The organism is Pseudoalteromonas sp. Scap25, assembly GCF_013394125.1.
Classification (GTDB): domain Bacteria; phylum Pseudomonadota; class Gammaproteobacteria; order Enterobacterales; family Alteromonadaceae; genus Pseudoalteromonas.
The window spans coordinates 1,801,232-1,814,372 of the sequence record NZ_CP041327.1 but is presented as its reverse complement, the minus strand read 5'-3'; the positions used below and the strand labels follow the sequence as shown (position 1 = coordinate 1,814,372).

Here is a 13,141-nt window from a genome sequence, read left to right as displayed (position 1 = left end):
AAGGAATAAAATGAAATATAAATTACTCGCGGCCAGTGTTTTGGCTACACTGAGTACATCAGCATTGAGTGCAACGTACCAGTTAACCGAATTAGGTGACTTTGAAGCTGCAAAACATACATATGTTACTGATGTGAGTGAAAGTGGCCATGTCATTGGCGTTGCTAATGGCTTATACAACCTACCTATTGATATTAGTTATATTGATTTTACAGAAAGTTCAATCAATAGTGCTTACGACGCGGAAGTGGCAAGGTTTAAAGAAATTGACAAAGAAATAACCTTTACGCTTGATGACATAGAAAATAACGATGCGATTTACACTAATGCTGATGCGCATACTTTTATGGTTCGTTTTTTATCAAACTTGTCATCTAACTTTGAGTATCAAAAAATCAGTTCAATTATTGCTACAAATTATAATAGTGGTGTAATAACTGAGCAGCCTTTATTTGATATCGCTTCTGTTGATTACGACGGTCTGACCCGCTCGACAAGTAATTTTTATAATGGCGTTGCAGAAGACGGAACGACTGTTGGCTGGGGCAGTGCTCCTTTTGATAAAGTGAGTTTTACACCAGATGGCGAAACAGAGGAAGAAACGTGGTTTACCCGTGACTTCATAGAACGTGGGATTTTAATATCTGCAGATGGTGTTGAAGTGCCGTTTGTTCCAGAATTTACTGAACACGGTGGGACTAGTAAAGCATCTGATATTGTTGCCACTGACACAGGTTACATTGTTGTTGGTAATGTATCGGTCAGTATTCCTGCTGAGAGACAAACCACAATTACTGATAATTGTGATGGCCTTGATGAACCGGTAATGGCCTGTATTGAATCACTTAACAGTCGAAGTACGCGTGGTTTATTCAATAAAACAGCGGTTAAATGGACTCTAGATAGTGCCTATAATGTGACTTCAACAGAGCTGTTGGGTTTAGCGCTTACTCCAGAAGAAGATGAGGACACTAATCCTTTTATTAGTAATGCATTAGCGGTTAATAAAAATGATGTAGCGGTCGGTTTTTCGAACACTCGTTATTTTGACAGAGATTCGACAATTTTAACTATGCCAACTTATTTTAAAGACGGTGAAGTGGTTGATTTTATAAACCAGCAAGATGATTGGCAAGCTGGTAAAGCATTCGCGATAAATGATAATGACATTGTGGTTGGTTATGCTTCAAAAGGTATTGAAGGTAGTTTAATCGCCAAGTTCTTTCATCATAATATAAATACTAATACGACCGTATTTCCTGAAGATTATTTTACTAGCTCAAACTCATACGCGAATGACATTAATAACCAAGGTTACATCGTAGGTGAGGGTGAGGTTGGTGATACAGCCAGCACAAGACGCTCAGAAGCCTTTCTTTATAAAATTGGCGATGACAAAATCACAAACCTAAATAGTTTACTACCTTGTTTTGACAGTGATGGTGAGACTAGTTTTAGTTATAAAATGGTAGAAGCGAAATCAATCAACGAAAACAATGAGGTATTTGGTGTAGCAACTAAAACGGTTGAAAAGTTAAATTCACGAGGCGAAGTTGTAACTGATATTAATGGCAATATTCAATATGAAAGTGTTGCTGTTGCGGTAAAACTTTCACCGATTGCTAATGGTGAAGTTGAAAACTGTAAAGCTCCAGATACAGAGTTTTATGAACGTAGCTCAGCCAGTTTCTCATGGTTTGGTTTACTATTGCTGCCATTAGTTGGATTAAGACGCGTTTTTCGTTTCTAGGTAATACTATTCGTTTATAAAAAACCAACTTGTTAAGTTGGTTTTTTTTTGTCTATATTAAGGTAAAGAGCAGCCCTTTATGGAGAAGTAGGCGCTAGTTATTTCTAGATATCCAAGCTTTTCTTACTGAGCGGCGCCAAATCAAGTCAATACCAAAATAGCCAATAACACTGGCAATAGATGCACACACAAGCGAACCCACTAAAAAAGCGGGGCCAATTGTCGTTAAACTTTCTATAAACCATGCCCAACTTGCTTCAAACGCAAAATGTTGCTCAGGTTGATTTAGCACTAATGTACCAACCAAGTACGAGCCGTAAAAGATAGGTGGCATTGTAAGTGGGTTAGTGATCCACACTAAAGCAACTGATATAGGCAAATTAACTCTTAAGATTATGGCTGCGGCAGCGGCTAGCACCATTTGAAAAGGAACAGGGATGAATGCAAAGAAAAGTCCAACGGCAAAAGCACCGCGTGCTGAGCGTCGATTTAAATGCCAAAGGTTAGCATCATGCAAAAGACGACCAAATATTTTTAGTGATTTGTGATGTCTAATTTTATTTGGATCAGGTAAAAACCGTTGGATCGTTTTTTTAGCCATTTAAAGCAACCATTTACGTCTGTGTGGATGAGTCTTGGATTTGTTGTCGGTGTCGTTATTACCGTGTTTTATTATCAAACCCTTGAATTTACAATTATCACAATTTCAATCCTCATTGTGAGCACGTATTTTAAGCCGTTTTTAACTGTATTGTTAGGCTTTATTTGCGGTATTTGCTGCGTAGCAGCACATTTTATCTTGTTTTATTCATTTGAGTTACCTGAACAGCACAAAAAATATGCTTATTCAGTCGATGTTGTTGTAGAAGAGGTTATTTCTGCTACACCTCCCCAATATGTAAAAGTTAAATTAACGCGTTTGGAAGACAGTGAATATAGTCACTTTAGGGCACCTTATGCCTTATTAAGTATCAATTTTGCACAACCAATTCATTCTGGTGATGCTTTTAATGCTCAAGTGAGACTTAAAAACTATAGATCCATTAAGAATTTTACTGTTTTTGATAATCAGCTTTATGCTTTTACACAAAAGATAGCGTTTAAAGGTACGGTGCTCAATAAACAGCTTAATATTAAAAGCTCTCAAAAAAGTAATGCCGTTTCAGCCTATAGAGTTTATGTCAAAAAGTTGGTAAATAATGCTGAGCTTAATTGGCTCTATTATACGTTGTTAACTGGCGATAAGTCTTTAATGACATTCGAGCATAAAGAGTTAATGCAGAGTCTTGGGTTAAGTCATTTATTAGCCATTTCTGGGTTACATATCTCTCTAGTGTTTGGTTTTTGTTATTTTGTCACACGGTTTTGTCTTAAGTTGGTTAAACCTGAACTAAATCAAGCATTAAATGTTTCTATTGTTTATAGCGCTGTTGGTTTTGTTGTAGCTTTTATTTATGTTTATTTAAGTGATTTTATCATTTCTGCAACCCGCGCTTTAATTATGTTGGGCTGTTATTTGCTACTTTATTATTTGGCAAAGCAGTCATTGAGGTGGCGCAGTATTTTATTCGCACTGGTCATTATTTTAGCGATTAACCCATTTAGTGTATTAAACCCAGGGCTTTACTTTTCGTTTTTAGCAGTATGTATTATTTTTATTGTTTTAAAGCAATTTCCGCTTCGGGGTAACTCATTACTAGCCAATATACGAACATTATTTATTATTCAACTGGGATTATTTATTGGCTTATTACCCTTGTCATTATACTTTTTTAATGGTGTGAGTTTAGCGGGTTTAGTTTTAAATCTAGTCGCTATTCCCATTTTATCTTTTGTATTAATGCCTGCTTTATTTTTAAGTGTGTTACTGGGATTATTAACCGATTGGTACGCATTTATCGTATTATATGATTTTCCATTGGCCTATTTTTACCAAATGCTGCAGGCAATACCTCAGCAGGTACGTTGGCTTAATGTCGGACAGATAAGTATGACCACCGTGGTGCTGCTTTATAGTGTTGTACCCTTACTTTATTTTATTGAGCTTCGCTTACTAGCCTGCATTCCGATTTTGACTTTGCTTTTTAACTATTACTTTACGCAAACCAGCCTTTGGCAGTTAAACGTATTTGATGTAGGCCACGGTTTAATGGTACTGATAGAAAAAGATAAACATGCGTTTATTTATGATTTTGGCCCGAGTTATTTTAATCGCTTTAGTCGTGTCACTAGTGTTTTACTACCCTATATTAATGCTCATAACCTAACAGTAACTAACTCGATTGTAAGCCATCAAGATAACGACCATTCAGGAGGCGCTGCGCACTTTAAAAAAGCCGGTTATGCATGGAGCTTTGATTATTTTCATCCAGGTGGTGTATATAAAGACTGCATAGCGACAAAAATATACTTTCAAGGTTTGAGTATTCAAACCTTTGCAAAAGAGGAGTTTAATAACAGTAATGATAATTCCTGTGTCGTTAAAATCTCAAGTGCCAACCATAGTGTGCTTCTCACTGGTGATATATCAAAGGCGAGGGAGTCTAAATTAATTAAACGAGGGCGTGATTTACAAAGTACCGTTTTGTTAAGTCCTCATCACGGCAGTGATAGCTCCTCCAGTGTTGAGTTTATCAAGGCCGTAAACCCAACATTCGTGATTCATTCAAGTGCGTATCAAGGCCAGTGGCAATTTCCAAGTAAAGCGGTAGTTAAGCGTTACAATAAAATAAACGCCAAACAATATAGCACCGGTGATGTAGGACAAATTCGGGTTAATTTTTATGCTAAACACTTAGAGCTGAGTACCGCAAGAGGGGCGGAAAGTTATTGGTTTATCAAAGATTGACGTTTTGTTTTGCTGTTGCTAAGGATACAATAGGGGCTGTTACTGGTTTTAGAGAGTGTTATGGAACAAAGTACTACACAAATATATAAACGGCTTGTTTCTTACGTTGGCGCTTATAAGTCGATTGCCATCGTCGCGATTATAGGAATGATAGGTTATTCAGGTATGGATGCATTATTCATTCAACTGATGAAGCCGTTTATCGATGAAGGTTTAAACGAGCGTAACAGCCAGGTACTTACTTATGCGCCATTTGTGGTTATTGCGCTGGTTATCGGGCGTGGCGTATTTAACTTTATGTCATCTTACTGTTTAAGCTATGTAGGCTCACAAGTCGTGAGGGCGCTGCGCCAAGAATTGTTTGAACACATTTTACATTTACCGGTGTCCTTTCACGATAAAAACTCAACCGGCGATTTGATTTCTAAAATTACCTTTGACACCGAGCAAGTTCAACAAGCAATCACCAAAGCACTGCTTATTGTTGTGCGTGAAGGCGCTTTTGTGGTGTTTTTACTCGCTGTGATGTTTTATACCAGTTGGCAGTTGTCGTTAATCTTTTTAGTTATTATCCCGCTTGTGGCTATCATAGTAGCTGTGGTGTCTAAACGCTTTCGTCATATCTCGAAAAATATTCAGTCAGCGATGGGACAAGTTACCCGTAGTTCAGAGCAAATGCTCAGTGGTCACAAAGTGATCCATGGCTTTGGTGGGCAAACACAAGAAATTGATCAATTTTCTAAAATTAATAATCATAACCGCCAACAACGTATCAAGATGGATGCGACTAAAGCGCTAAGTGTCTCTATTATTCAAATTTTGGCTGCCAGTGCTATGGCTGTTATTTTATGGGTTGTGTCGATGCCCTCTATGATAGACAGTATTAGCTCTGGGGATTTTGTCGTACTCATCTCATCGATGATGATGCTACTGCGCCCATTAAAGCAACTTGCCAATGTAAACAGTGACTTACAGCGAGGTATTTCAGCTGCTCAGAGTGTTTTTTTAGTGTTAGATGAAGAAATTGAAAAAGACACGGGTACCTTTTCGGTTGATAAGGTAAAAGGGCATATTGAGGTGAAAAATGTGACCTTTAAATACCCAACCAAGGATGAAGCCGTGCTTAACGATTTATCACTGAACATAAAAGCCGGTGAGAGTATTGCCCTTGTTGGCCGCTCTGGCTCGGGTAAATCGACTATTTCTAACTTGTTACCCCGATATTATGACTTAGAAGCGCCAAGCGAAATTTTACTCGATGGCATTGCTCTTAATGAATATAAGCTTACTGATCTTCGCCGTCAATTTGCGTTAGTGTCGCAACAAGTGGTGCTATTTAATGACACGATTGCCAATAATATTTGTTATGGTTTACAACGCGAAATCTCTATCGAAGAGCTTCATGACGTTGCAAAACAAGCCCATGTGTGGGAGTTTGTAAAAGACTTACCTGAGCAACTTAACACTATGGTTGGCGAGAATGGGGTAATGCTTTCAGGCGGGCAACGTCAACGTATTGCGATTGCCCGTGCTATTTTAAAAGACGCGCCTATTTTAATTTTAGATGAAGCGACCTCGGCCTTGGATACTGAGTCTGAAAAGCTTATCCAACATGCTCTTGATATATTAATGAAAGATAAAACCTCTATTGTTATCGCTCATAGGCTATCGACTATTGAAAATAGTGACCGTATCTATGTGATTGATAACGGTAAAGTGATAGAAAGTGGTACGCATACTGAATTACTGACTAACGATGGTACCTACTCAGCTCTTTGTAAAATGCAGTTTGGTGAGCAGGGGTGAGTAAAATAGAGCAAAGCTGGTACAAACCTTTTAGCTTAATTACCTTATTGTTATTACCACTGTCCGCTTTTTTTGGCTGTGTTGCTCTAGTGCGCAAATACTGCTACGAAGTGGGTGTTTTTAAGCCATTTGTTAGTAATACTCCAGTAATTGTTGTTGGCAATATAAGTGTTGGCGGCAATGGTAAGACTCCATTTGTATTGTGGCTACATGATTACTTAACCGCTCAAGGCTTATCTGTTGGTTTAATTAGTCGCGGCTATGGTGGGCAAGCAGCTCATTATCCATTATTAGTAACTGCAAATACGACGACTTTAGAAGCTGGGGATGAACCGGTACTTTTATTTAACCGTTTACAATGTCCGTTAGTTGTGGGGCCAAATAGACAGCAGAATATAGAAATGCTCAATCATCAGTTTCAGCTTGATGTAATCATTTCTGATGATGGCATGCAACACTACAAAATGGCACGCAGTATTGAATGTTGTATTGTTGATAGCGAAAGAAAATTTGGTAATGGTTTTTTAATGCCAGCAGGACCACTTCGTGAAACGGTTTCTCGTTTAAACAGTGTTGATTTAGTCATTGAAAATGGTTCTGAACATGAATTTAGCTATCGCTTGCAGCCATCAATTATTAAACGTGTTGCTGATAATACTGAGATAAAAACGACTATAAAAACAGCGCATGCTGTAAGTGCAATCGGTAACCCTCAGCGCTTTGAAGCATCATTAAAAGCACAAGGTATAGCGTTGTTATCAACACATCATTTTCGCGACCATTATGCTTATACCGCCAATGACTTTGCTCAATTTGGTGAGGATTGTATATTAATGACAGAAAAAGATGCGGTTAAGTGCCGTGACTTTGCCAAGCCAAATTGGTATTACCTGCCGGTTGACGCTCAACCAACTGCAGCAGTAATAAACACATTAAATTTATTATTAAAAGAAAAAGGGATCCACCATGGCCTTTGATACAAAATTACTCGAAATTATTGCTTGTCCTGTGTGTAAAGGTAAGTTGCGCTTTGATAAACAAAACCAAGAGCTGATCAGTACAGCAGCAAAGCTAGCTTACCCGGTACGTGATGATATTCCGGTGCTACTTGAAAATGAAGCTCGTGAATTGACTCTTGAAGAGGTAGAAAAGTGGAATTCGTAGTTGTTATCCCTGCGCGTTACGCTTCTACTCGTTTGCCAGGTAAACCACTCGCTGATATTTGTGGCAAACCAATGATACAGCATGTGTATGAAAAAGCCTGTTTGTCAGGAGCCAGCAAGGTGGTTATTGCTACCGACCATCAAAGAGTATTTGATGCTGCTAAACGTTTTACTAGTAATGTTTTGATGACGCGTGAAGATCACCAATCAGGCACAGAGCGCTTAGCCGAAGTAGTGGATTTACTTAATTTAGCCGATGACACTATCGTGGTAAATGTACAAGGTGATGAACCTTTGTTATCCCCTGATAACGTATCACAAGTGGCAACATTATTAGCGCAATCAACGGCACCAATGGCAACCTTAAGTGTTGCTATTGAAGAGCGTGATGAAGTGTTTAATCCTAATGCGGTTAAAGTGGTCAGTGACATTAATAAAAATGCCTTGTATTTTTCAAGAGCGAGCATTCCTTTTGATAGAAGCGCCATGATGGCAGAGCAGCAACCACTGAATTTAGCGCCTTTCCAACGCCACGTAGGTATTTATGCTTACCGTGCAGGATTTATAAAGCAATATATTGAATTAAGCGTTTCACCATTAGAAATACTTGAATCGTTAGAGCAGTTACGCGTGCTATACCATGGTTATGCAATTAAAATAGAGCAAGCATTAGTTACCCCTCATGCAGGAGTCGACACACCAGAAGATTTAGCTAAAGTGGTTGCCCATATTCAAAGTAAAAGCGTGTGAATACAGCACAAACGCCTATATTAAAAGTGCAATATACGCATGATGATTTTTACATCATAAATAAACCGCAAGGGCTTAATTTTCATTCTGAAGAAGGCCCCGGTTTTGTGGTACTAGCTGAGCAACAGTTAAACGAAAAATTATTTGCGGTACACCGTTTAGATAAGGTCACCTCTGGATTGATTATACTCGCGCGAAGCAAAGCGGCAGCAGCAGAATTTACGCAATTATTTACTCAGCATGCTATTAACAAGTTTTATCTAGCGGTTGGTGATACCAAGCCTAAAAAAAAGCAAGGCTGGGTTAAAGGTGATATGGCTAAGTCTCGCCGTGGCACGTATAAATTATTAAACTCACAGAGTAACCCCGCTATTACACGTTTTTATTCGTTTAGCTTTAAAAGCGGTTTTAGAGCTTACCTATTAAAACCCTATTCGGGAAAAACCCATCAGCTCAGGGTGGCATTAAAGAGTATAGGTGCCGCTATATTAGGCGATGCTAGTTATTCTGGGAGTGCCGCTGATCGCATCTATTTGCATGCATTTGCGTTGGATTTTTTATGGAAAGGGCAAAAAATACAACATACCCTGTTGCCACAATCTGGTAAAGAGTATGCGCAATTGATTAAACATCAAGATTTTGATTCTTGGCAAACGCCGTGGAAATTGGATTGGTAAATGAGTGAACAAGTAACTGATATCCGCTTTGGTGGTATTAAACGACTATATGGTCAACAGCAATTTGAGTGGTTACAGCAAGCACATTTTTGTGTTGTAGGTATTGGTGGTGTAGGCAGTTGGACTGCTGAAGCACTAGCGCGTACAGGCGTGGGTAAAATCACCTTAATTGATTTAGACGATATTTGTGCAACCAATGTAAATCGTCAAATTCATGCCTTAACAGGCACAATAGGGGAAGCTAAAGTTGAGGCGATGAAAGCTCGCTGCGAGCTTATCAACCCTGAGTGTGTAGTGAGTGTGATTGATGACTTTATTACCCTTGATAATATTCAACAGCATATTCAAGGTTTTGATTATGTAATAGATTGTATAGATGCGGTAAAAGAAAAAGCAGCATTAATCGCACACTGTAAGCGTAATAAAATGCCTATAATCACCACGGGCGGTGCAGGTGGGCAAACCGATCCTAGTCAAATTACTTTTGGTGATGTGGCAAAAACGACTCAAGATCCATTGCTTGCAAAAGTGCGTTATATTTTGCGTAAGCAGTATAATTTTAGTTCTAATCCAAAACGTAAATTTAATATTGACTGTGTATATTCAACAGAGCAGCTTGTTTATCCAGGTAACGATGGCAGTGTGTGTCATGCGAAACAAAATGCAGATGGCAGTATGAATATGGACTGTAATAATGGCTTTGGCTCAGTGACGATGATCACTGGAAGTTTTGGCTTCTTTGTTGCCGCTAAAGCAGTGAGAAAATATTTAGATAAGCGTGCACGTTTAAATATTTAACTACAGGCTGCTTATCATACTGTTATAAAAAGCGCTTAACGCGCTTTTTGTTTAGCTAAGGTTTGTATTTTTTCAACCATGGCTTTTACCCCATTGCCGCGAGAAGCGCTTAAGTGGCTAATTAAGCCAAGCTTTTCAAATTCTTCATAGGCATTAATGTTTAACACCTCTTCTGGTGTTAAACCGTTATACAGAGCTAAAATTAACGCCAATAAGCCTTTTACTATGCGCGTATCAGAATCACCAATCACAACCAATGCATTTTCTGTCAAATCAAATTCAACAAACATCCACACTTTACTTTCACACCCTTGCACAAGCGCATCGTCGGTTTTTAATATATCGGCTAATGGCGGGAGTGTTTTACCAAGCAACATAATTTCACGGTATTTCTGTTGCCAGCTTGCACTGTTTTCAATGTTTTTACTTACCAGTTGGTATGTGTGAGTCATTATTTATCCAAATTAGTCTAATAAAGCGATGCATTCTTTAAGCGCAGTAATAAATTGGTCTACATCTTTAGTCGTATTATAAAATGCAAAACTTGCTCTGAGTGAGCCATTTAGTTTCAAATGGGTCATCAACGGTTGGGTACAATGATGACCACTTCGCACTGCAACACCATAGCCGTCAAGTAAAGTTGCCAGATCGTACGGATGTTCATTTTTATAATTAAAGCACAATGTACCAATGTTCGATTTTAGGTCGCTATAAATACTAATACCGTCTATTTGATTCAGTGCGTTCGCTGCATAAATAAACAACTGTTGTTCATATTGTTTTAATGTTTGCTGATCAAGTGCCATTAAATACTCAAGCGCCGCACCAAAGCCTAAAACACCGGCTATATTTGGCGTCCCTGCTTCAAATTTAGCGGGAGCGTCACGATAAGTGCTTTGCGTTAGGGTCACTTTTTCAATCATTTCACCACCTGTTTGGTAAGGTGATAATGTATTAAGTGCGCTGTAGCGGCCATATAAACCGCCTAACCCGGTTGGCCCCAACATTTTGTGAGCTGAAAACACGTAAAAATCACAATCAAGCTTTGTTAAATTAGGTCTTAAATGCAAAGCGCTTTGTGCGCCGTCGACTAAAGTTAACGCATCTACTGCCTTTGCAGCGGTGATCAGCGGGGTTAAATCGGTAATATTGCCCAGCGCATTAGAGGCTTGTGTAACAGCTAGAAGCGCAGGCTTTGTGAGTTTAATCACGTCACAGCACTGGTTAATATCAAAGGTGGCATCGTCATTGAGTGGCAGCACTTTTAACGTTGCACCAGTGTATGCCGCGAGTTCTTGCCATGGCACAATATTCGCGTGATGCTCGATTGGGCTAATTAAAATGGTGTCGTTAGTTGTTAATGTATTTCTTAGGCCATGTGCAACTAAGTTAATCGCCTCAGTAGCACCTTTAGTCCAGACAATTTCATTACCGCTTACCTGAAAATAATCAGCAACGCGTTGACGTACTAGCTCATAAGCCGTTGTAGCTTGCTCACTAAGGGTGTGACGGCCGCGATGAACATTTGCATTCTGATAGGTGTAAAACTTGTTAGTAGCGTCAATCACGCATTGTGGCTTTTGCGTTGTTGCAGCCGAGTCTAAATAAACCAAAGGGTAGCCATTGATTGTCTGATTTAGAGTAGGGAAATCATTACGGATTGTTTTAGGATCAAACAAGGACACAGACATAGGCTCATAAAGTTAATCAATTCGGGCAAGAATTGTAATCGGTTTAAGATAATTCTCAAGTAACATGTAATAAAAAAGGCCGCAATAGCGGCCTTTTAAAGCTAACTTTAAAGCTTAGCGCTTGTCAGTTGCTTTGTAATCACGGGCTGTTTCACCTGTGTAAAGCTGACGTGGGCGGCTGATCTTGTGGCCAGGTTGAGAAAGCATCTCATCCCAGTGTGAGATCCAACCTACAGTACGTGCCATTGCAAAAATTACAGTGAACATACTTGTAGGAATACCAATCGCTTTTAAGATAATACCTGAGTAAAAATCTACGTTAGGGTAAAGTTTCTTCTCAACAAAGTACGGGTCTTCAAGTGCAATTTGCTCAAGCTTCATTGCGATATCAAGCAATGGATCTTGAATGTTTAGCTCTTCTAACACTTCATGACACGTTTGACGCATTACTGTTGCACGTGGATCGAAGTTTTTGTAAACACGGTGTCCAAAGCCCATAAGACGGAACGGGTCCGCTTTATCTTTTGCTTTTGCTACGTATTCGTCAATGCGATCAACTGAGCCAATTTCTTCTAACATGTTTAAACATGCTTCGTTAGCACCGCCGTGAGCAGGGCCCCAAAGTGATGCAATACCCGCAGCAATACATGCATAAGGGTTAGCACCAGAAGAACCTGCTAAACGTACTGTTGACGTTGAAGCATTTTGTTCGTGGTCAGCATGAAGCATGAAGATTTTATCCATTGCTTTAGCTGTTACTGGGTTTACTTTGTATTCTTCAGCAGGCACAGAAAACATCATGTGTAAGAAGTTTTCTGCATAGCTTAAATCATTGCGTGGGTATACAAACGGTTGACCGATGTTTGTTTTGTATGCCATTGCTGCAATTGTTGGTAACTTAGCAACTAATTTAATAGCGCTTGTTTTACGTTGAACTGCGTCTGTGATATCAAGATCTTCATGGTAAAAAGAAGATAAAGCACCAACCACACCACAAAGCATTGCCATTGGGTGAGCATCAAAGCGGAAACCTTGGAAGAAGTTTGCTATTTTCTCATCTAGCATGGTGCTACGAGTGATTTTTGTAGCAAAATCATCGTACTGCTCTTTAGTTGGTAACTCACCATTTAATAGTAAGTAACATAACTCAATGTAGTTAGAGCTTTCTGCTAACTGCTCGATTGGGTAACCACGGTGTAGTAAAACACCTTTACCACCATCGATGTAAGTGATGGTAGATTCACAAGAACCAGTCGACATGAAACCTGGATCATAAGTAAAGTGACCATGTGAGCCGAGTGTACGTACATCAATTACATCTTGGCCAGCAGTACCTTGATAAATTGGAAGTTCGATTGGATCTAGCCCATCAATATGGACTGTGGCTTTCTTATCTGCCATCTATGTATCTCCTATTAAGATAACTATTCTGATTTTTATATTCTAAAATCTATTCTAAGCACATTTTTACATTTTAACGTGAAAGAGGGGGTTAAAGTCAATTTTTATAAGTATTATGCATATATGTATAATAAATATTCGGTATAGATTGAATATTATACCATTGGCTAATTCGCAAACGACTCAAAGTAAACAAGAATTGTAAAAGAGCCTCCGGCTATATATACTAACGGAGGTTTTTAACCGATTTGTATTTG

12 protein-coding genes are annotated in these 13,141 nt (G+C 38.9%); 8 read left to right on the top strand and 4 right to left on the bottom strand.

Features of this window, described 5'->3' with window-relative positions:
* The first annotated feature begins 10 nt into the window (after positions 1–10).
* Positions 11–1,750, top strand: coding sequence for a DUF3466 family protein (locus tag FLM54_RS08335; protein WP_178956140.1), 1,740 nt, complete (start codon positions 11–13; stop codon positions 1,748–1,750).
* A 94-nt stretch (positions 1,751–1,844) separates the two neighbouring features.
* Here the strand turns inward: FLM54_RS08335 and FLM54_RS08330 are convergent, their stop codons facing one another.
* Positions 1,845–2,351, bottom strand: a complete 507-nt coding sequence (locus FLM54_RS08330; protein ID WP_138606077.1) for a DUF2062 domain-containing protein — start codon at positions 2,349–2,351, stop codon at positions 1,845–1,847.
* On the opposite strand from FLM54_RS08330, the gene FLM54_RS08325 reads away from it, so the two are divergent.
* From FLM54_RS08325 to tcdA, 7 genes are read left to right on the top strand one after another with little or no spacing between them, the layout of a single operon-like run.
* Complete coding sequence (locus tag FLM54_RS08325) at positions 2,331–4,598, top strand: DNA internalization-related competence protein ComEC/Rec2 (RefSeq protein WP_178956139.1); 2,268 nt, start codon at positions 2,331–2,333, stop codon at positions 4,596–4,598. The genes FLM54_RS08330 and FLM54_RS08325 overlap by 21 nt on opposite strands.
* A gap of 60 nt (positions 4,599–4,658) precedes the next feature.
* Positions 4,659–6,404 (top strand): lipid A export permease/ATP-binding protein MsbA, encoded by a 1,746-nt coding sequence (gene msbA / locus FLM54_RS08320; protein WP_041709516.1) that lies wholly within the window; start codon positions 4,659–4,661, stop codon positions 6,402–6,404.
* Complete coding sequence (gene lpxK / locus FLM54_RS08315; RefSeq protein WP_178956138.1) at positions 6,401–7,381, top strand: tetraacyldisaccharide 4'-kinase; 981 nt, start codon at positions 6,401–6,403, stop codon at positions 7,379–7,381. Before msbA ends, lpxK begins: the two co-directional genes overlap by 4 nt.
* Positions 7,371–7,568, top strand: coding sequence for a Trm112 family protein (locus FLM54_RS08310; protein ID WP_138606085.1), 198 nt, complete (start codon positions 7,371–7,373; stop codon positions 7,566–7,568). The genes lpxK and FLM54_RS08310 overlap by 11 nt, the downstream gene beginning before the upstream one ends.
* Entirely contained in the window at positions 7,556–8,317 is a 762-nt protein-coding gene (gene kdsB / locus FLM54_RS08305) for a 3-deoxy-manno-octulosonate cytidylyltransferase (protein WP_178956137.1), read from the top strand. Before FLM54_RS08310 ends, kdsB begins: the two co-directional genes overlap by 13 nt.
* Positions 8,314–8,994 (top strand): TIGR01621 family pseudouridine synthase, encoded by a 681-nt coding sequence (locus FLM54_RS08300; protein WP_178956136.1) that lies wholly within the window; start codon positions 8,314–8,316, stop codon positions 8,992–8,994. The genes kdsB and FLM54_RS08300 overlap by 4 nt, the downstream gene beginning before the upstream one ends.
* Positions 8,995–9,792, top strand: coding sequence for a tRNA cyclic N6-threonylcarbamoyladenosine(37) synthase TcdA (tcdA, locus tag FLM54_RS08295; RefSeq protein WP_178956135.1), 798 nt, complete (start codon positions 8,995–8,997; stop codon positions 9,790–9,792).
* A gap of 35 nt (positions 9,793–9,827) precedes the next feature.
* Here tcdA and FLM54_RS08290 read toward each other — a convergent pair whose 3' ends face one another.
* The 3 genes from FLM54_RS08290 to FLM54_RS08280 form a co-directional block, all read right to left on the bottom strand.
* On the bottom strand, positions 9,828–10,244 hold the full coding sequence (locus FLM54_RS08290) for a SufE family protein (RefSeq protein WP_178956134.1): 417 nt from the start codon (positions 10,242–10,244) through the stop codon (positions 9,828–9,830).
* Positions 10,245–10,256: 12 nt separating this feature from the next.
* On the bottom strand, positions 10,257–11,483 hold the full coding sequence (locus FLM54_RS08285; RefSeq protein WP_178956133.1) for an aminotransferase class V-fold PLP-dependent enzyme: 1,227 nt from the start codon (positions 11,481–11,483) through the stop codon (positions 10,257–10,259).
* 114 nt (positions 11,484–11,597) lie between these two features.
* On the bottom strand, positions 11,598–12,884 hold the full coding sequence (locus tag FLM54_RS08280) for a citrate synthase (protein ID WP_138606097.1): 1,287 nt from the start codon (positions 12,882–12,884) through the stop codon (positions 11,598–11,600).
* Positions 12,885–13,141: the final 257 nt, after the last annotated feature.

What these genes read in the sequence shown, in the direction of transcription:
- FLM54_RS08310 (WP_138606085.1), top strand. Translation starts at nt 7,371, where the DNA reads ATGGCCTTTGATACAAAATTACTCGAAATTATTGCTTGTCCTGTGTGT.
- FLM54_RS08290 (WP_178956134.1), bottom strand. Translation starts at nt 10,244, where the DNA reads ATGACTCACACATACCAACTGGTAAGTAAAAACATTGAAAACAGTGCA.
- FLM54_RS08280 (WP_138606097.1), bottom strand. Translation starts at nt 12,884, where the DNA reads ATGGCAGATAAGAAAGCCACAGTCCATATTGATGGGCTAGATCCAATC.
- tcdA (WP_178956135.1), top strand. Translation starts at nt 8,995, where the DNA reads ATGAGTGAACAAGTAACTGATATCCGCTTTGGTGGTATTAAACGACTA.
- FLM54_RS08335 (WP_178956140.1), top strand. Translation starts at nt 11, where the DNA reads ATGAAATATAAATTACTCGCGGCCAGTGTTTTGGCTACACTGAGTACA.
- FLM54_RS08330 (WP_138606077.1), bottom strand. Translation starts at nt 2,351, where the DNA reads ATGGCTAAAAAAACGATCCAACGGTTTTTACCTGATCCAAATAAAATT.
- msbA (WP_041709516.1), top strand. Translation starts at nt 4,659, where the DNA reads ATGGAACAAAGTACTACACAAATATATAAACGGCTTGTTTCTTACGTT.
- FLM54_RS08285 (WP_178956133.1), bottom strand. Translation starts at nt 11,483, where the DNA reads ATGTCTGTGTCCTTGTTTGATCCTAAAACAATCCGTAATGATTTCCCT.